The following is a 19599-nucleotide window of genomic DNA, read 5'->3' as shown; positions in this document are numbered from 1 at the left end:
GCGGTTCTGTGTCCAAGAAAATGCCCTGCTGATTTTTAATTTGTAAAATACGGCTTGACAAGCTTTGAATACTCTTATTCAAAATGGATAGTATAAAAAATGGAACAGGCCAAGGTGAATCTGAGGAAGTAATAAAGGAAGGACTTTGAATTTAAAAAAATCAGTTTTATAGAGAGGAATATGAATGATGGCAAATAACTTATATCAAAGGGAAAACTTACGTCATCTTGCTAAGCTGGGCGAATTAGCTCCTGCCCAACAGCAAGCGTACGAAAATTTTAGTAGAACCGTAATGCAAGAAGGCGTTCTTACAAAAAAGGATAAAGAAATTATTGCTGTCGCTGTGGCGCACGCAACTGAGTGTCCTTATTGTATTGATGTGCATACCCGTAATGCTAAAAAATCGGGTGCATCCCTCGAAGAATTGGTAGAAGCAGTGTTTGTAACAGCTGCACTTGAAGCCGGAGGAGCAGTTACTCATAGCACTCATATGCAAAATGCCCTTGATCAAGATGCCAATGATACCCTCTATCGCCGATCCAATCTTAAAAAGTTAGCCAATTTGAATCAATTAATCCCTAATGGTTTTAGGGCATATTCCCGTTTCAACACTGAAGCAACCAAAGAAGGAAAATTAAATGCAAAGTTAAAAGAATTAATAGCAGTTTCAATAGCCCATACCACAGAATGCCCGTACTGCATTGACGTTCATACAAAATCTGCCCAACGAGCAGGATCAACAAAAGAAGAGCTATCAGAAGCTATTTTAGTTGCAGCTGCTCTGTTGGCAGGTGGTGCTTATGCCCATATGGCCAACCTGATTGAAAGCTACGGGGAATAATTCGCATCAATAAAAAAGAGGCATTTATAATCTTTAACTAACTGGTTGTGGAATCGTCATAGACGCATCGAACATTACGGCTCCAATAATGTGTCGTTGGGTGTTACTGCCTAAAAACAGGGATTACAGTATTTTTTCTTCCACTAAATAGAAATCATTAGCAAGGTGTTTTCCACTCACATCTCGAATTTGTTTTTATAGCAAAGAACGGGAGAAGATGGAATGAAAACAAAAACGTTATGGGTTACTTTAGGGATACTACTCCTTACAGGGTGTTCTTTATTCACGAATGGGAAAGAGAATCTCACTTGGCATGATACTTCCAATGATGCCATCCATAAAGGAGCGAAAGAAGAAGGAATAACGGTAGATGAAATAATAGGAAGAACTGAAATTGCAGGAGATGTTTTTATCTTTTACGAAAAGAAGGTCAGCGATGGAGATGCTGTAGGTGTCGTCAATATTGGCAAAAAGAATGGAAAATATACTTGGTATCGTTCTTCCAATGAGATTCAGATAAAGAACAAGAAAAACAACACCTCACCATCTGTTCATTTCAAGGTAGAATCACTGACCAAACAAAAGTATACGGTATATCTAGGAAGAGTAAAATCGAACCTTCATGGGATTGACACGGTCAATGGAAATAGAGTTGCGCCTACCATTGATAAAAAGCGGCAGATATATTACTTCATGGAGCCCATGCAATAGCTGACTACATATATTAGAGGTGGAATGTATCCTTCTGTCAGCGATCAGTCCAATTTTTCCTCCCATCCCAACTTATTCCAATGCTTTCTAAATATCTTGTTAAGATAGTGTGCGATAAAAGAGTGATGAGTACGCCCTAAATGCTTTCACCCGTTTGAAAAACATATTAATCCCTGAAGTCATAATGCTGCCCGAGTACAAGTGGACCCTTTTTGGTTCCACCCTTTCGATCATCTCATTCTTATTATTTTCATTTATATTGCCAAGAAATCTTGTTTAAGCTATCTCTTGTTTTGACTTCACCCCATCAGATTAAGGTACCATCAACAACATCCTAACCACTTCTAGTTTAATGTGACCATTGTATGGCCACTTTTTGATAACAAATACCGAAACCTATTATGACCCTGAATCCACCAAACAAAATTACGGGCTAGAAGAAAAACGTTCCTATTCCTTTCGCGTTTAATAGGAACGTTTTTTCTATTGGTTAATCTAAAAGTAAGCCTTATTTGTTTAAGTGAAAAAATAAAGCTATCCGGTGGTTTTTGATTTGTTTCTATTTCTAGGATTGTTTAGCTTTCATAGCGGTCCTTAACATAAAATCAACTATAGTACCCGATCCCCATTGTTCTCCGCGGTCAGAGCCTATGCAGGTTTCTGTGCTTACATAGACAGGGATGAACAATGCATGGCTTTATTGCTAGTGAACACTTTTTGTACCAGAATCTTCGAGACAGAAACTTTTTTCATTTAAGAGATAACGAAGTTTTCTCATCGTAATTTGCAATCTTTTTGCTGCTTCTTTTCGATTTCCAAGCGTATCTTTTAATGTTTCTAAAATAAATGCTTTCCCAACTTGTAACTCTAATTGTTTAACCTGTGCAAGAACCTCTTCTAAATTGATTTCATCTTTTTGTTCGAAGGCTGTAAGAATTTCATTGATCCATTTTTGCAAGTAACTTTCAAGTTGACTTTCCTGATTTTTTGTATTGAATTGTTTTATTTTTTTTACAGGAACAGACGTTGCTACACCGTTATCGGAGAACGGTAAATCGTCGGCAGTAAAGACCGTATGATTTGAATCGGCTAAAGTATCAATTCTTGTAATAAAGTTAGATAATTCACGGATATTCCCTGGCCAATCATAGTTTTGTAGTACTTCGATTGCGTTATCAGAAAAGGATATATCTATGTTTGGATTCCAACGTAAGCAGTAATCAATTAATAAAGGTATATCTTCTTTTCTATCACGAAGAGGAGGAATGTTTAAGTGAACTACATTCAAGCGATAAAATAAATCTTCTCGAAATTTCTTTTGTTGAATCGCTTCTTGAAGGTTTTCATTTGTTGCAGCTACTAAACGAGTATCTGTACGTAAAATGCTTCCACTTCCGACACGCATGAATTCACGTGTTTCCAGTACACGAAGCAGCTTTACTTGAATGGAATGTGAAGCTTCTGCGATTTCATCAAGGAACAGAGTTCCCTTGCTAGCGATTTCAAATAAACCTTTTCGTGGTTGGGTTGCTCCTGTAAATGCTCCTTTTTCATGGCCAAACAGTTCACTTTCTAGAAGAGATTCAGAGATTGCTCCACAATTTACTCCAATAAAAGATTCATCACTGCGTTGACTTGCCTGATGAATAAAGCGTGACAACACTTCTTTTCCAGTTCCGGTTTCACCCTCAATTAAAACATTTACATTTTTCTTTGCCACTTTATAGGCAGTTTGGATCAATTGATTCATCTTTTCATTTTGTCCAACGATAAGCCCGACTTTACTAGCCAAGTCTTTAATGTGTTGCTGGGTGGAGGTAACATTTGAATTTAATAGATTATCAACCTGTTTTTCTAGTAAATCAATGTCATCAAATGGTTTTTCGATATAATCACTCGCTCCTAGCTTTATAGCGTCAACGGCTGTTTTAATTGTACTGTATCCTGTCATAATGATAGCTTTACATCTTGGCTGCAATTTTTTTAAATGTTTCAATAAGGAAAGACCGTCTATGTCAGGTAGCTTTAAATCAATCATTGCAGCATGGAAACATTGTTTATTAAAGTCGATAGCTGAAAAATTATTACCGCTGTTCACAACAGTGACACGGTATCCTTTAGATGTAAAAAGGTGGGATAGAAAAGTGCCAATTTCCTTTTCATCATCAACAATTAATATATTTGTCATTACGTCACCTCAACGATTTTTTGATTGTTGAAGAGGCAGTTTTAATGTAAAAGTGCTGCCTTTATTAAGTTTGCTGCTAACTTCAATTGTTCCCCTGTGTGTTTTCGCAATACCAATACTTACAGATAAACCCAATCCGGTACCTTTTTCTGTTTCTTTTGTCGTATGAAAAGGGTGAAAGATTTCAGATAATCTATTTTCTTCAATTCCAATGCCATTATCCTTAACTGATAAGTGGACTTCATTTGATTGAAGAGATGATGTTGTTATTATGATTTCCTTATTTTTTCTTGATGAAAGTTCAAGAGCATCCCTTGCATTTAAGAGAAAATTAATAATGATTTGCTCAATCTGTGGCTGGCTTCCGTCAATAAAAGGTAAATTTTCTTGAAGTAGGCACTTTATTACGATTTGTTTTTTTTCTAATTGATACTTTAGTAAATTAAGCACTTGTTCTACTGCTTCGTTTAAAGAACAAGAATCAAAAACGTACTCATCCTGTCGAGAAAAGGTGAGTAAACTTTTAATAATTTGTTTACAGCGATTTCCGCAATTTTTTATGTCATTTAGAAGTGTAAACGATGGATCACTACTTGTTATATTTCTTAATAACAGTTGAGAATTTCCTAAAATAGCAGTTAAAGGACTATTTAATTCATGGGCTATACCGGCTGCCATTTCTCCTATAGCCGCCAGTTTTCCTGAATGAAGCAACTGCACTTCCATTTTTCTTTTTTCTGTTACATCCTTGATATAGGCGATAACCCCATAAACCTGTTGCTCATTGTTATATACTGGATATGTATATAGTTCACAAGTAGAATTATTTTGGAAATATATCTCTTTATATCCTGGCTTTTTGGAGTAAAACGTTTCTCTAACAAGACTTTTGCAGGACTCTTCCAGTATGGGAAGGTCAGAGGATTGTTCATTAATATTAACAAAGGCTTTTACGGAATCATTAAATTGAACCACATTTAGATCTTTATCAAAAACAAGAATCATATCATCAACTGCTTTAAATGTATCCTCCCATTCTTGTTTTCCCCGTAATACTTCATTATATAATTGGGCATTTTCAATACTAACTGCTAGATGATCAGTAAGTTGTTCCAGAAAAGCAAGATCATCCATACCCCATTCGGATTCATTATGACGGCCAATACTTAGAACTCCAATTCCTTTGTTTTTACTATAAATAGGCAATACTAAAATGGTTCTTAGATGAAGGACGGTCAGATATTCCTTTTCATAAAAGCTGGAATAAGAGTCATTTAATCGTTGGAAGATGATTTGTCTATTTTTTAATGCTGACCAGTAGAGAGAATGTTCGTTGGGTATAGCAGAACCTATTTTAATATAATGACTGTCTTCGGGATAAATATTCGTTAAAGTAAGGTTATCGTTATGTAACGATAATAGACTCAGACGATCAAAGTGAACGAGTACTCTTAATTTATCCACCACATTATTTAAAATATCTCCCAGCGACATATCAATCTTAATACTTTTCATCACTTCATTAATGATTTCTAACTGCATGTTTTTCTTTTTCAATTGCTCAACTGTTTTCTTTAATTCTGTATAATAACTTTTTTTAGAAGATTTCACACCGGTTAACAGCGCAATCATCTCGTGTTTGTCCTCCAGCATGATCATTCACCACCTTATAATGCGTTTTTTAGTAAGTTTTTTACCTGTTCAAGAGTCATGTCGCGGGGGTTGGTAATCATACATGTATCTTCAAGCGCTGTTTGACTTGTGAAATCTATCATCTCTTCTGTAATTCCTACGTCACTCAACCGTTGTGGTGTTCCAATATCAAGTGATAATTCTTTTACAAATTGAATTGCCGCATTTCCGGCTTCCCGTTGTGTCATTCCTCTTGTATCAATTCCCATAAATTCAGCCATTTCTGTATACCGTTGGGGAGAAGCAATAAAGTTAAAGTCCATTACATAAGGTAGCAGAATGGCATTGATTTCTCCATGGGACAATAGAAACTTTCCTCCAATCGCATGTGAAATCGCATGGGCAGCACCTAAAATAGCATTTGAAAAAGCAAGTCCAGCCTGCAAACTAGCCATTGCCATTGCCTCTTTCGCCTCCTCATTTGTTTTAGAAGCTACCGACGGACGCAAATAGGAGGAGACAAGGGAAAGGGCATTTTTAGCCTGGACATCAGTAAGCGGTGTAGCGGCGATGCTTACATAAGCTTCAACAGAATGTGTAAGAACATCCATGCCAGTTGCTGCAGTTAAACTACTGTCTTTTGTAATAAGTGTGTAAGGATCGATAATGGCAATATCAGGTACCAGTGTCTTAGAAATAATGGTCATTTTCTTTTTTCTGTTAGAGTCAACAATGACAGAAAATTGAGATACTTCAGAGCCTGAACCGGCAGTTGTCATGATCATAATCATTGGAGGAAGGGGTTTTTCGATTTTATCTACACCTTCATAATCACTGATCTTTCCACCGTTAGTAGCAAGTATAGCGATGGCTTTGGCTGCATCTAATGCGCTGCCGCCTCCAACGCCGATAATGGCATCGCATTCATGTTCGATAAAAGTACGGCACCCATAAACAACTTCTGTATCTTTTGGGTTCGTTGTTACATTAATGAACGTTGCAAAAGGAAGGTGAGATTCTTTACAGATATCAATAACTTTTTCCAGCCATCCAGCTTTTGCAACGCCACAATCACTTACGATCAACACTTTCTTCGCTCCAAGCCGCAGGCAGGCGTCCCCGACCTGTTTTATTGCGTTTTTACCAAAAATAATTTCAGGTGTTACAAATTTATTTATATACATGATTTTCACCTACATAAGTTTTATATTATATTATTTTTCTGCAAAATATAAAAATTCCTGTTTTATTATAGAGAATTTTATAAAAAAATCTCGTGTGTATTAGAATAGGGTTTTTGATTCCTTACCTATACGCGTTATATCTATTATTCAAATCCCTGTGATACGTTTAATACAACTCCTTTAGTAGGACATCCAGTATTTCTTATCTAAAACAAAAAAAGACGTGTACGGAACGTTGTTACACAATCCGTTATACACGCCTCTCTTCATATTGAAATAAGATTTGCGACTTAGTTCATATTCACCCAAACACTCTTCAAGATCCTAAAACTCCCCCAATCTATTTATATACTTGTTCTTACACCCATGTCTTTAAATAGGAGGAATAATGACAATTGTTCCTCTCATTGGCCTTGATGCAATTTATTACATTGTTAAGACAACACGCCCATTAATTTTTCCTGTCTCCATGCGGTCAAATACGTCGTTAATACGATCAAGAGGTTGAATTTCTATATTTGTACGCACTTTTCCTTGTGCCGCAAATTCAAGTGCTTCCTGTAAATCCTTTCTTGTACCAACAATAGAACCTTTTACTGTTACACCATTTAACACAGTGTCAAAAATGGGAATAGGCAATTCAGCATTCGGAAGACCTACAACAACTAATGTGCCGCCTCTTTTTACTGAATCGTAAGCTTGTTCAAACGCTTTTTTCGTTACGGCAACGCTCACAGCCGATTGCACTCCGCCTACTCTCTCTTTAATTTCTTGAACAGGATCTACTTTTAATCCATTAATAGTGATGTCAGCACCCAATTGCTTTGCTAACTCAAGTTTGTCATCCTGAATATCAACAGCAATGATATTAAATCCCATTGCTTTAGCATACTGAAGCGCGACATGCCCCAGACCGCCGATTCCATAAATCGCTACCCAGTCTCCCGGCTTTGCTTCTGCTATTTTTAATGCTTTATATGTGGTAACGCCTGCGCAGAAAATCGGAGATACTTCAGCAAAATCAAGGCCTTCTGGAATTTTAACAACATAGTTGGAAGGAGCTTTACAATATTCTGCATATCCTCCATCCACTGAATAACCTGCATTCAATTGATCTGGACATAACGTTTCACGGCCTGTTAAGCAGTATTCACATTCGCCACAGGCCGAATAAAGCCATGGAATACCAACGCGATCTCCTGCATTTATTGAAGTAACACCTTCACCAACTTCTTCAACGATCCCAACGCCTTCATGGCCTGGAATAAGCGGAAGATTTGGCTTTACCGGCCAGTCCCCATGAGCAGCATGGAGGTCTGTATGACAAACACCGCAAGCTTTTATTTTGACAAGAATTTCTCCATATTCTAATTCTGGCACTGGGACTTCCTTGATTTCTAATTGCTGTTTAAACTCATTCACCACCGCTGCTTTCATCATTCTGTTTCTCTTATTGTTTGTACACATGTAAAACATCTCCTCTCAATTTTTAAATTCACTATATTTACATGCAAAAACCATACCAACTTATAAAACGCTTTCATTTATTAATATTAACTTCTGAATCTTTCCTGGTGCCAAAAAAACGGCAAATCCAACCGTAAATACGGCAAAAAAGTGCCAATCTATCGTCCTATTAAAAAATAGGAGGTTATAAACAGTAAGAGAGTACTTACGAAAGAAATTAGTATTAGACTTATTGGTGGTGCCATAGCCTTGCTCCCGATGCTTTGAAGGGTATATAGCAGGATTAAGTTATCAAGACCTAAATTACAAATGCCATAAAAAATAAAGGAGAAGACATAATAAACATTCTAATATGTTTTCTCCTTTTTATTGGAAAACTTTTATCCAGCAATCGCGCCCTTTAACAGAAGACTCAAGTTCAAGATAATCTTAACAGACATCAATATCGATCTTCAGTTACTGCCCCCCTTAAATGTCCTAGTGACTGGTTTCTTACAATAGATGTCAATGTTTCTCCTAATTCGAATGCTCTTCTTTTCTGATTTAAATGTAATGAATTATAGTATTTCTATATACCCTTCTTCTCCATTCACCCTGATCCTTTGTCCATCCTTGATCAAATTCGTAGCATTTTCCACTCCGAGAACTGCTGGTAAGCCATATTCACGTGCGATAACTGCTCCATGGGTCATCAGTCCACCAACTTCAGTGACTAGGCCTTTAATGGATACAAACAATGGTGTCCAGCTAGGGTCCGTAAAGGAGGTGACTAATATGTCTCTATCTTCTCGTTCAGCATCTTCCATGTTTAAGATGACACGTGCTCTTCCTTATAAGTTTATCTTTCTCGAATTGACTGCTAAGGTAGAGAAATGCAAGAAAAGAGAAAGGTCTCTCCAATTTGCGTTAGTTGTACTAAGACAAAAAAATAAAGACTGAAACTAACCACAATAAGAGGTAGCTTCAGTCAAATTAGATGAATTCGTTGTTTATCTAGGTTGCATTGCCCCACCCATTCCAGAAAGTTGGGATTGAGCTTGTGCTACAAGGCGTTTAGTAATTTCACCACCTACTGATCCGTTTGCTCGGGATGTGTCAGCCCCAGCTGAACACCGAATTCGGTAGCGACTTCATATTTCATTTGATCAAGCGCTTGTTGGGCACCCGGTACCAACGTGCGGTTACGATTACTTCCACTGCGATTTGCCATATGTATTCACCTCCTTAGATAACATGGCCTCAGCAATAAAAAATGACCCCAGCCTAAACTAAACCGGAGCCATGTTCCACCTAAGAGTTTTTTATTACTGTCTATTATCAACCTTACGTTTGTAAATTCTAATTCTTCTTCCAAACGGTATGGATGTCAATGTTAGCATCTACAAAGAGATTATAAACCGGGCATCTGCGCTCTACCTCTTGTTTCAATTGTTGAACTCTCTCTTCGCTTTCCTCTGTTTGTAAATTTAGTTGAAAACGAATTTTTTGAAAATGCGGTGATACTCCTTCTTCTCCCATGAGTCCTCGTGTATCTAAAATTCCGCTCGTTTTGAAGTCAATTCCAGTGAAAGTAAAGCCCATTTCTTGGGCTACTAACGGAATCATTACACCATTGCAACCATTGAGAGCTGCAGCCACATATTCAATCGGATTTGGCGAGGTATCAGTACCTCCTAATTCTACAGGTTCGTCCATCGAAAAAGGGGAAAATTGCCGAACAGTATGATTTGTTTTAACGCCGGATTCCCACTTGCCGGTAGCGGATACTTTAACCAATGTTGAAGCTTGAGCCATGTTTTTTCCTCCCTTAAACACTTCAATTTTATGTGAATAATGCAAATTATATAAAAACAACAACCTAGTGTAAAGGAATACGTTTTGAGTATTACTGAAATTAACTTAATTTTTGTACAGTAAGCGGAAGTGCAAATTGGAGTACTCTTGGAAATCCAATGGACGAACAATCTGTTTTATTTCCGAATGATCTTTACTTATGATAACAGGAATAATTCCAGAATCACTTTCGGCAAAAACTAGATCTGAACTCGTATCATTTAAAAGAATTTTTTTGCAATCCCCATATTGTGCTGATACTCTTGCACAGATTTTTTCTTCTAAGGTTCCAGAAGGATTTGTTGCTGAAAAATAAATTAATGCAAATAAACCTAAAAAGTACAGCAAATAAAAATTTATTACTCATCTCAATCGCAAGTATAAACCTTCTGCTGTTTTTATTAACAAAACCTTTTGAACCTCCTTCCCTTGGGGATTTTGAACGTAAAAAAAGACACCGGATTATGGCATTTCGCTGGTTGTTTATTAAATTAAATTAGATGTACGGGTAGCTTCTTCATGTTTCGAGGTTCGCTATAATCGTATCAATTGACGGCGTTATGACTACCTGCAATTAATTAGTGGCATTAAATGGAGCCCCCTGCATGATGCTTGACTTTGATTGTTCCCGAACATATACAGTTAAACGACTAACAAACTTTTGTTTCTTCCATTACTTCCTCACATTGAATAAGGCAAGTAAGCTAAGGGGACACTATCTTGGAAAATGGATAAGGGAGATGTGCATCCTTGGGGAAATGGTTTAGGCGACAAAAGGGCGGCCAGTCCAATAAAGACAAAAATGAACCAACCTTTTCTGAGCTTCTGGAAAAATGCAAAGAATCGAAGGATTTTATTTCGTTCCGGCAGGGAAAATCTTTTTCATTTTATATCTCTTATTATAAGACTTTAGTCAATCCCGATTTTATACACCGTGATTTGTTATCTCCTATAACGAAGCATCCGATCCAGTCGCTGGATGAGTTAAAAAACCTGATACCTGTCGAAAACGTTACGATTACGGATGACGTCAAGGACATACAAGATAAATTATTATCCGGGTTTATTCTAGTACATGAAAATGAAACCAGCGCTAGGTGCGCACTCATTCCTGCCATAGCAGTGGAAAAGAGACAAGTAACCATTCCAGAAACCGAGTTCAGCGTGGTTGGACCAAAAGAGTCCTTTGTTGAAGCCATCGATGTAAATATAAATATGGTCCGTAAACGGCTCCCGCTGCCAGAGCTTTATGCAAAAGAAATTTTGGTCGGTAAGTTATCTAAAACTCGTGTTGTCGTTATGTACATACAAGGTATTGCAAACGAAGATAATATCAGCACGGTATTACAACGGATAAAAGACATTGAATTTGATCAAATCATCGACAGCTCCTTTATTACACAATTGATGTCGGATAACCACAATTCTCCTTTTCCGCAATTGATCGATACGGAGCGTCCAGACCGGACAGCGAGTGTACTTTCTGAGGGTAAAATTGCTATATTCGTGGATGGATCTCCACAGGTGTTAACAGGACCAACTACATTGCCGGAATTTTTCTCGGCGTTTGAGGATTATTTTACTACCTGGCATATTGCATCTTTCTTTCGTTTGCTGCGATTGTTTTCAGTTATGTTTTCTGTCTTGTCTTCACCGATTTATGTAGCAGTACTGACCTACCATTATCAAATGATACCCAAAGACCTTTTAAGTCCATTAATTGCCTCACGCAGCGGAATCCCCTTTCCGCCAATAATGGAAGCGATCATATTGGAGTTAACCATCGAGCTCTTAAGGGAGGCAGGTGCCCGGCTTCCTACAAAAGTAGGACAAACGATTGGTATCGTCGGAGGTATTGTTATTGGAACCGCGGCTGTGGAAGCAGGACTGACCAGTAATGTCCTCCTTATCATTGTAGCTTTAGCTGCACTCGCTTCCTTTACAACCCCTGTCTACCAAATGAGTAATACGATTCGTATTATCCGCTTTCCTTTTTTATTGGCGGCTCAGTTTTGGGGCATTGTAGGGGTGAGCATGTGTTTTGGTTTCTTTCTTTCCCACTTATTGAAACTGACTTCGTTAGGACGGCCCTATGTCGGTCCTGTATACCCATTGCGCTTAAAAGATCTAAAAGACTCTCTGTACCGGCTGCCTTTTGAAAAACTAAGCAGAAGACCGATGCAGCTTCTCCCTGAAGACCCTATTCGATTTAATAAAACAAGAGCTGAAAAAAAGCAAGATATTGATGAATAACTATCCTAAGCGGGTGATCTTTAAATGCTTCCTTTGCCTAGAGAAAATCAAAAAGTATCCCCATATTTTGTATTTTATTTAATTCATTCTACACAAATTGGTGTCAGTATACTTGGATTCGAGAGATATATTGCAAAAGATGCTGGTTATGATGCTTGGATTTCGATCATTATCTCTGGTGTGTCCATAAACATGCTGATTTGGATCATTTATCAAATTTTAAACAAAGGTAAAAATGATCTGGCAGCCATACACATGGATTTATTCGGAAAAACGGTAGGAAGATTGATGAATTTGTACTTTGTAGTTTATTTCACTCTGTTTGCTATAACCATACTTCGAACATACCTGGAAGTCATCCAAGTCTGGGTGTTCCCTCAACTGAACCTTTGGACCTTTACCCCTGTTTTCTTGCTTTTAATGTATTCTTTCATCGTTGGCGGATTCCGGGTGGTGACTGGTCTTTCCTTCTTATCTGTCATATATGGCTTACCTTTAATACTGCTTTTTTGGTTTCCGTTACAACAAGCGGATTTTTCCAACGTATTTTTAAAAATAGATCATAATTTGACGGAATTGCTAAAGGGTTCGAAAACGATGAGCCTGGGGTTTCTCGGCTTTGAACCGTTATTCTTATTTTATCCTTTTATAAAAAACGCAGAAACATCCCAGAAATGGGCACATTTTGGAGTAATCTTCAGTATTCTCCTCTACCTCACAACGGCACTTGTTACGTTTTTTTACTTTAGCAAAGAACAACTGACTCACACGATCTGGGCAACTCTTACATTATGGAAAATTGTCGATCTGCCTTTTATCGAACGATTTGAATATGTAGGGATAGCGATATGGGTTTTCGTGGTGATTCCTAACCTGTGCCTTACCGTATGGTCTGCAGGACGTTTGCTTAAACAATCTTTTTCCATTCGGCAAAGAACAAGTTTATGGATCACGTTAACCATTCTTTACGTCCTTACACCTATCTTTAAAAATCGGCAGCAAATTGATCTCTTAAATGTTGGGGTTGGACGGTTAGGATATTACACTATTTACTTCTATATCCCTTTATTATTTGTTATTCAATGGATGATTTACAGAGTGAGGAAAAATCAATGAACAATATAAAAAAGGCATTTGTAATTATTTTTTTATCCATTTTAAATGGTTGCAGTATTCAACCAAGGATTTTAGAAGATATACAGTTGGTCACTTCGTTCGGTTATGATTATGCTGGAAAGGATAAAATAAAGGCAACGATAAACATGCCTATTACCCCGGTGGTGGAGAATGCCCCTCCGGGAAACCAGGTACTGACTGCAATAGGGCATACGAGTAAAAATATCCGTCAGATCCTGCAGTCACGATCTCCGAAACCATTATATATCGGCAGGACTACTGTTGTTCTCTATAGTAAAACATTGGCTGAGCATGGAATTTTGAGCTTAATAAATACTCTTCAAAGAGATCCGGAGTTAGGCCGTGATCTCACGCTTGCCGTAGTAGATGGAAAAGTGGAACCTCTATTAAGTTTTCATTATCCGTGGGCTGAAGTAACCACAAAGTATATGGAACAATTATTGGAGCAGAACGAATTACAAAATATCCCCAAAACGAATATCCATGATTTTTTGTTTCGGTATTATGGAAAAGGTGCAGATCCCTTTATGCCTTTGCTGAAAAAAAAAGGAAATGAAATTAAAATAAAAGGAATGGCATTGTTTAAAGGAGACCGATACGTAGGCTATATACCTTATCGAAAAAGTTTTATCATGAAGCTGCTTTTCGAAAATTTCAAAAGCGGAATTTATGAATTTAAGCTAAAAAAAGAAAATCATGTGGCTATTGAGAACCTTGCTTCTAAAGTTGATTATGACGTGCAGTATAGGGGAAATCAGCCTCACATCACAATAAATGTTAATTTGCAAGGGAAAATCAGCGAATTTCAAAGTACAGAATTGATTGGAAACCAATTAATAAAATCCGTTGAAAAACAGGCGGATCGGACAATCACCCGTGAAGCGAAAAATCTTGTTCATACATTTCAGGATTTAAACGTAGATCCCTTAGGCTTGGGCCACAAAGTAAACAATGTAACCCCCCACTTTAATTTTTCCCGCTGGAATAAAGCGTATGCCGACGTACCAATAGACATTAACGTAAAGATTAAAGTGGTACAGTCTGGGATAACAGAATAAGAGGAGTAAAAGCCTCAGGCTCTTACTCCTTTTTTTACATATACCAACAGGCGAGGCTTCGAAAGATAAACCCAATCCCAGGGCCGGGAAGCAGAAAAACCATAGGAAGCCAAACCGGTCCCCACAGTTCGCCAAACACATTTAAAACCGGGGAATAAATTAATCCGATGGTACAGAAAAATCAACGAATACTATCGGTAAAAAGGCAAACTTGGAAGGTGCAGGGTCTGCATTTTTATAAACATCCCACAAGGTAAAAAAATAAAAACATGGATAAATCATCAACCAATTAAATTGGGTGCGGATATCGCTTCCTCAATTCTTCCATGAAAATTCAGAAGAATTATCTGGTTAAAGTTTGCCTGTAGGTTTAATGATCATTTCCAAAAGGAGAAATAAAAAACATTTAGTATAGTCCTTGTTTAAAAGTTGGCCGACTCCCGGCAAAGCAATGCTCCAAAGGAGCCGTTCCCATTTATCATTCCCAATACCCTACCCTTTCTTTCGTGACTTCATTGTTGTAACGGTCGTGAGTATGGAGGGCTGACTTACTCTTTCCTGGTTAATTGTTGGCGGTCAGGGATTGAAGGGGCTCCTCCAACCAGCCATGATTAATCATAAGGTTCGCCCCATCTTCTGCATAAAGCGCAACCTCAACTAAAATACGGGAATATTTCATCCTCACAATGATCTCGTTTACTTCTACGCTGCGCTGCTCTATGGAACAACCAGTTTCCTTCGGCAGGCAGCAGTACTGCTTTTATAAAGAACCTACTCATTAATTTTACATATATTATTAATCACACAATGAACTTTGCGTTATTAAAAACACCAATTGCTATGTTAATCGGGGTGGTTAAGTTGAAGTATGTCCTGTTGTTTAGTGATCCAGGAATTGATGATGCATTAGCCATTATTTATGCATTATTACATCCTCAAATAGAGATAGTCGGTATTGTGACAGGGTATGGAAATGTTTCGGCAGAACAAGCAACCGATAACGCTGCCTATTTATTGCAATTAGCAGGAAGAAGTGATATCCCAGTAATCGATGGAGCACAGGGTCCTTTTTCTGGTGAGTTAGTCACATTTTATCCAGAAATACACGGCCCAGAGGGACTTGGTCCTATTCGGCCTCCAGAAAATATCCCCGGTAATCACAAACCCTTTCAAGAAATATTTTCAATCATCAAAAGATATAAGAATCATTTAACGATCGTGGATGTAGGACGATCCACATCCTTGGCTATTGCATTTCTTCTTGACGGAGAACAGTCGATGAAGTCTGTACGGGAAATTTACGTGATGGGGGGAGCCTTTAACTTTCCTGGTAATGTTACAGCTGTTGCTGAAGCGAACTTTCATGGTGACCCTGTTGCCTCCGATTTAGTCCTTGAAAATGGATCCAACATTACGATACTCCCTCTTAATGTGACTAACTTTTCCATCGTTACACCGGAAATAATAGACAGGATCACTCAGCAGCAAACCAATCCTTTCTCGTTTTTAATTAAGCCTATTTTTGATTATTATTTTAACGCCTATAAGAAATTGGTTCCAGGTATTAATGGAGCCCCCCTGCACGATGTTCTGACGCTGTTTGCTGTTATTGCTCCCGAACAGTTTGAATATTTATTACGGAGAGTCAGGGTTGAGTTTTCACTTCTGTCAAGAGGCAGGACAGTAGCTGATTTCCGTGCGAAGCCGACGGAAGAACCCAAAGAAACTCTTGATCGAATTGTCATCGGTTTCAATTATCAAGCGTTTATACAAGATTTTATCCGCACCCTAACTACTAAGTTTCCAGTGTCGAATTAACTATTTAAGCAATATCTTGTTTCAATTACATTAACTTTCAATGGATTCATAGCTTTTAAAACTGACAAACGTCACAAAAGAGAACCTCTAATTTGTTTAGAGGTTCTCTTTTGGACTTTATAACGCTTTCATAGAGATGAAACAAGACAGAATTTTTAAAAAACTTCATCCGGTGGTGCCTGAAATTATTTATTTCATCAAAAAAAGTCCCGAATAAAACTGAATGAATTAAAAAATTGCCTTCCCTATGAAAAGCTCGGCTTTATCGGGAGCTTTTCATATATCTTCGTCTTTTAAAACGTTCTTGATCGCATACATCGTAATCCAGACTTTCGTAAGCATGTAAAAAAACCCAGCCTAAGCTGGGTTGAAAAATGAATTGTGTACCGTGTAAAGTGCCCTTACTGTTTGCTATTGAGTTTAGATGGCGAGTATTGTTCATGAATCATGCCGCTTTGTTTTTGTTATATATATCCAGTGCTACAGCTGCAAGTAAAAAAAATCCTTTAATACCCTGTTGCCAGTCAATCCCGATTCCTATTACATCCTCAGCGGAAACATTAGCTTCCTTTAAGACCTGCGGGATAGTAATCTGCAAAACTTCCATATAATCTCCTGGATGCTGCAGCGCCCAATCTTCTCCAAGCTTAGTACCATTCGGAAGATGGCTGTCCATCACTCCATGCGTATATTCCTGCACTGCTGTAGCTACTTCCCTTCCAGTTTCAACTTCTGTTAAAAGAGATCTTCCACTCCAATTGGAGAAATTCCTTGTACGAGGCTGCTGACCGACATGGAGATCAACCAGCATTATGCCATTCAGTAGAGCTACTGCCATGTTCACTGCCTGCTCCGCCAATTTTCGTGTGTCTTTGAAAATCGTTTGTGTCTGCTGCTTTATGAGCGATCTTCATGCTGCGGTACCTTAAGCCTACTCTTTAAACAAGACATACAGAATGAACTTTTATATTTTCTCATTACTTCACCGCTATTTTCTACACTTGAATTTCTATTTGAATGCGAAAAGAACCTGATGTCTCACTAATAAAAAACGGATTCTCAGGATCTTTTCAAAATGTTAAATCTAACCATTGTGTAAACTTTTTCATTTTTGCTTTTCGTTGGGAATTGGCTGCTAACTCCAATAAAAGTAAAACATTAGACGTATTTATCCTATGTTTGAGAAGAAGAAAAAGACAAAAACATTGAATGGGGGAAGAAAAGACAGAGGCAGTACAGGGAATTCTTCTCATACCTTCAGTAATATTGAACGAGTGAACAATGTGGGTGTTGGTATTGCTGTGAATGTTGGTCATATATTATTAAAAACGTTCAGAGGTGATCTGTATGAAAAATAATCGACCACGTCCGTATAGATCGAGATCGTATAATGAAATCTTGAAATCCATGCACAACCGTTCACTGAAGAAAGAAGAAAATGAAAAAGGTAAATATAGGAACAAAACGTTATCCATTGTTGATACGTATATGGAAAGTGTCTTGGAAAAAGCACTGTTAAATCGAAAACTAGAGCTTCTTGAGATGAAAATTGATGCTGCCCTAGATGCAAAAGATAAAGCTTTATTTCTTGAATTATCCGCCCAATATGAGAAATTAAAACAACAACAATAATAGGATCAAAGTTTATGAGTTTACAATGAAGACGAAAATTCAAACTAAGAATGTTGTAAAATTGCAGAACGTGCCAAACTTCGTAAAACAGCTTCTCCCATTACCATTTCTATTATGCAAAAATCGAACTTGATATGATTTCTGACAAAAGAAATACCCACCATATATAAAAAGCCTGCTTTTTTCGGACGGTAATCAAATTGGCAAAGATATAAAAAACTGTAATTAATTCGTACTGTCTTTTTCATTTTTCCCTCGATTTTGATTTAGCATATGTGCTGTTTTTATTACCGAAGTTATTAATTCGTAAAATCAGTATTTTAAGCAAACATAATAATCCTTGCCTCCTACCTAGGAAAACTGCGGACATATTTTTCATAAACAGCATAAACTCCTTCTACAAAACATAGAAGGAGTTCTCCTATTTAAACAAACATATCGATCAATAAAACAGCAAAGAACGCGATAAATGAAAGCAATGTCTCCAAGACCGTCCATGTTTTAAACGTTTCTTTAACCGTTAATCCGAGATATTCTTTAACTAACCAGAAACCTGCATCATTAACGTGTGAGAACATGAGAAATCCCGCCCCGCGATAACAAGGAGTTCCAAGTTCACACCGGACATGTGCTGAATAATTGGCGACACAATACCAGCTGCCGTTGTAAGCGCGACTGTCGCCGAACCTGTTGCAATTCGGATCAACCCGGCTACCATAAAGGCTAACACGATCGGAGAAAGAAATAAATGATCGGACATTTGCGCAATCGATGTTCCTACACCGCTATCGATCAAAATTTGTTTAAATCCTCCACCGGCACTGATAATAAATATAATCGATGGGGAGCTGGACTTTCTTAACAATTATCCATCCATAATTAACAACATATTGCTGCATCCCCGTGTTATAGAATCCTTCACTGTACTCGATCACATGACCCGTTTCATCATAGGAATAACGGAACGCTTTAATAGAGGTGTTCCTTTATTTGCGTCAGCCGATCCTCTACATCGGAAGGTGCAATGGAAACTGCAAACTCATCACGAAACTTTTCTAAAGAAACTCCTTTCTCTTCAATTAAATCGTAGAGTGATTCAACATTTAAATCTGCAAGTTCGGCATCTTCCATTCGCATCGTTAAATAATGCGTAAATAGGATATACGGGACATCATCATCGTTCAATGCAGAGACACTGCTCCCCAAAATCGGTAGGCAACAGAATCCTTTTTATTGCAAACGACCTTTGTTTGCAGCCATTGCTTTTGAATTTTATGCCCTTCTTCGGCCAAAACCTCGGTAAATCGCTTCCCCTGCGACAGCTTTGAGGTCGCTCATTTCGGATCACTTTCGTCCCTTTGCCGTTTTTCTGAGTATGAAACTTAATGAAATTGACCAGTTATTCTAAAACCGATTTCTGCAACTAGCGTTGATAGTACAAATGTTCCTGTATATACGACTAGAGAAACCATAACTATACGCCAGCCTAATTTTTTAAAATCTTTCAAATCCTTTCCAAAAGATAAACCGGCATAAGCCAATATAGGTGTTGCTAAAGCCATAAAATTCACTTGTTCTGTTACTTTAGCAATTGATGCATTTCCAGGAAAAATCGGAGTTGTAACCAATAAAGCTAACATAGAAACCCAAACAACAATCGGCAGTTTAATAGGAATGATTTTTGCGAAAAGGAACCCCAATATCGTAACAGCAACAATAATTATCATGCCTGGTAATGCTTCAATAGGTGTAACATCGTATCCAACCCAATTTCCTATAAGGGCTATTAATCCAATAGTGATAAAAGTAAATATTTTATCTTTCATATAGTACCTCCCCCTTTAT

The 19599-nt window shown here is 37.7% G+C and carries 15 protein-coding genes and 3 pseudogenes; 7 read left to right on the top strand and 11 right to left on the bottom strand.

Annotation, left to right across the window (positions count from 1 at the left end):
* Positions 1-184: 184 nt before the first annotated feature.
* Together QYF49_RS08440 and QYF49_RS08435 are read left to right on the top strand one after the other, a co-directional pair.
* The gene (locus tag QYF49_RS08440) at positions 185-841 is read left to right on the top strand and encodes a carboxymuconolactone decarboxylase family protein (RefSeq protein WP_290399191.1); all 657 of its coding nucleotides are present in this window, start codon (positions 185-187) and stop codon (positions 839-841) included.
* A 222-nt stretch (positions 842-1063) separates the two neighbouring features.
* Positions 1064-1552: a hypothetical protein gene (locus tag QYF49_RS08435; RefSeq protein WP_290399190.1), complete on the top strand. Its 489-nt coding sequence runs from the start codon at positions 1064-1066 to the stop codon at positions 1550-1552.
* Positions 1553-2255: 703 nt separating this feature from the next.
* Here the strand turns inward: QYF49_RS08435 and QYF49_RS08430 are convergent.
* The 7 genes and pseudogenes from QYF49_RS08430 to QYF49_RS08400 form a co-directional block, all read right to left on the bottom strand.
* Positions 2256-3740 carry a sigma-54-dependent transcriptional regulator gene (locus QYF49_RS08430; RefSeq protein ID WP_290399189.1) on the bottom strand — a complete coding sequence of 495 codons (1485 nt, stop codon included), beginning with the start codon at positions 3738-3740 and terminating at the stop codon, positions 2256-2258.
* A gap of 9 nt (positions 3741-3749) precedes the next feature.
* Positions 3750-5393 carry a GAF domain-containing sensor histidine kinase gene (locus QYF49_RS08425; RefSeq protein WP_290399188.1) on the bottom strand — a complete coding sequence of 548 codons (1644 nt, stop codon included), beginning with the start codon at positions 5391-5393 and terminating at the stop codon, positions 3750-3752.
* Between the two features lie 14 nt (positions 5394-5407).
* Positions 5408-6556 carry an iron-containing alcohol dehydrogenase gene (locus QYF49_RS08420; protein ID WP_290399187.1) on the bottom strand — a complete coding sequence of 383 codons (1149 nt, stop codon included), beginning with the start codon at positions 6554-6556 and terminating at the stop codon, positions 5408-5410.
* A gap of 426 nt (positions 6557-6982) precedes the next feature.
* Positions 6983-7993 carry an alcohol dehydrogenase AdhP gene (adhP, locus tag QYF49_RS08415; protein ID WP_290400400.1) on the bottom strand — a complete coding sequence of 337 codons (1011 nt, stop codon included), beginning with the start codon at positions 7991-7993 and terminating at the stop codon, positions 6983-6985.
* Positions 7994-8580: 587 nt separating this feature from the next.
* Positions 8581-8853, bottom strand: a pseudogene (locus QYF49_RS08410) (PEP-utilizing enzyme); the annotation flags it as partial.
* A gap of 159 nt (positions 8854-9012) precedes the next feature.
* A pseudogene (locus QYF49_RS08405) lies at positions 9013-9233 on the bottom strand (alpha/beta-type small acid-soluble spore protein).
* A gap of 128 nt (positions 9234-9361) precedes the next feature.
* Positions 9362-9817 (bottom strand): OsmC family protein, encoded by a 456-nt coding sequence (locus QYF49_RS08400; protein WP_290399186.1) that lies wholly within the window; start codon positions 9815-9817, stop codon positions 9362-9364.
* A 789-nt stretch (positions 9818-10606) separates the two neighbouring features.
* Here QYF49_RS08400 and QYF49_RS08395 point away from each other — a divergent pair.
* The 4 genes from QYF49_RS08395 to QYF49_RS08375 all read left to right on the top strand — a co-directional run bounded on the left by QYF49_RS08395 (position 10607) and on the right by QYF49_RS08375 (position 16122).
* On the top strand, positions 10607-12109 hold the full coding sequence (locus QYF49_RS08395) for a spore germination protein (protein ID WP_290399185.1): 1503 nt from the start codon (positions 10607-10609) through the stop codon (positions 12107-12109).
* A 24-nt stretch (positions 12110-12133) separates the two neighbouring features.
* Positions 12134-13225: a GerAB/ArcD/ProY family transporter gene (locus QYF49_RS08390; RefSeq protein ID WP_290399184.1), complete on the top strand. Its 1092-nt coding sequence runs from the start codon at positions 12134-12136 to the stop codon at positions 13223-13225.
* Positions 13222-14304 (top strand): Ger(x)C family spore germination protein, encoded by a 1083-nt coding sequence (locus QYF49_RS08385; protein WP_290399183.1) that lies wholly within the window; start codon positions 13222-13224, stop codon positions 14302-14304. Before QYF49_RS08390 ends, QYF49_RS08385 begins: the two co-directional genes overlap by 4 nt.
* Positions 14305-15144: 840 nt before the next feature.
* A complete protein-coding gene (locus QYF49_RS08375) occupies positions 15145-16122 on the top strand; it encodes a nucleoside hydrolase (protein WP_425589581.1) in 978 nt (325 codons plus the stop codon).
* 445 nt (positions 16123-16567) lie between these two features.
* Here the strand turns inward: QYF49_RS08375 and QYF49_RS08370 are convergent, their stop codons facing one another.
* Complete coding sequence (locus QYF49_RS08370; protein ID WP_425589558.1) at positions 16568-16960, bottom strand: hypothetical protein; 393 nt, start codon at positions 16958-16960, stop codon at positions 16568-16570.
* A gap of 509 nt (positions 16961-17469) precedes the next feature.
* Between QYF49_RS08370 and QYF49_RS08365 the strand changes: the two genes are divergently transcribed.
* A complete protein-coding gene (locus tag QYF49_RS08365) occupies positions 17470-17754 on the top strand; it encodes an IDEAL domain-containing protein (protein WP_290399181.1) in 285 nt (94 codons plus the stop codon).
* 425 nt (positions 17755-18179) lie between these two features.
* On the opposite strand, the pseudogene QYF49_RS08360 reads toward QYF49_RS08365, so the two are convergent.
* The 3 genes and pseudogenes from QYF49_RS08360 to QYF49_RS08350 form a co-directional block, all read right to left on the bottom strand.
* Positions 18180-18550: pseudogene (locus tag QYF49_RS08360) on the bottom strand (GntT/GntP/DsdX family permease).
* A 173-nt stretch (positions 18551-18723) separates the two neighbouring features.
* Positions 18724-18939 (bottom strand): UTRA domain-containing protein, encoded by a 216-nt coding sequence (locus QYF49_RS08355; protein ID WP_290399180.1) that lies wholly within the window; start codon positions 18937-18939, stop codon positions 18724-18726.
* Between the two features lie 197 nt (positions 18940-19136).
* On the bottom strand, positions 19137-19580 hold the full coding sequence (locus tag QYF49_RS08350; protein ID WP_290399179.1) for a hypothetical protein: 444 nt from the start codon (positions 19578-19580) through the stop codon (positions 19137-19139).
* Positions 19581-19599: the final 19 nt, after the last annotated feature.

The organism is Fictibacillus terranigra (assembly GCF_030412265.1).
Classification (GTDB): domain Bacteria; phylum Bacillota; class Bacilli; order Bacillales; family Fictibacillaceae; genus Fictibacillus_C; species Fictibacillus_C terrinigri.
Note: the sequence above shows the minus strand (reverse complement) of the source record. Positions and strands in the feature narration are given on the sequence as shown.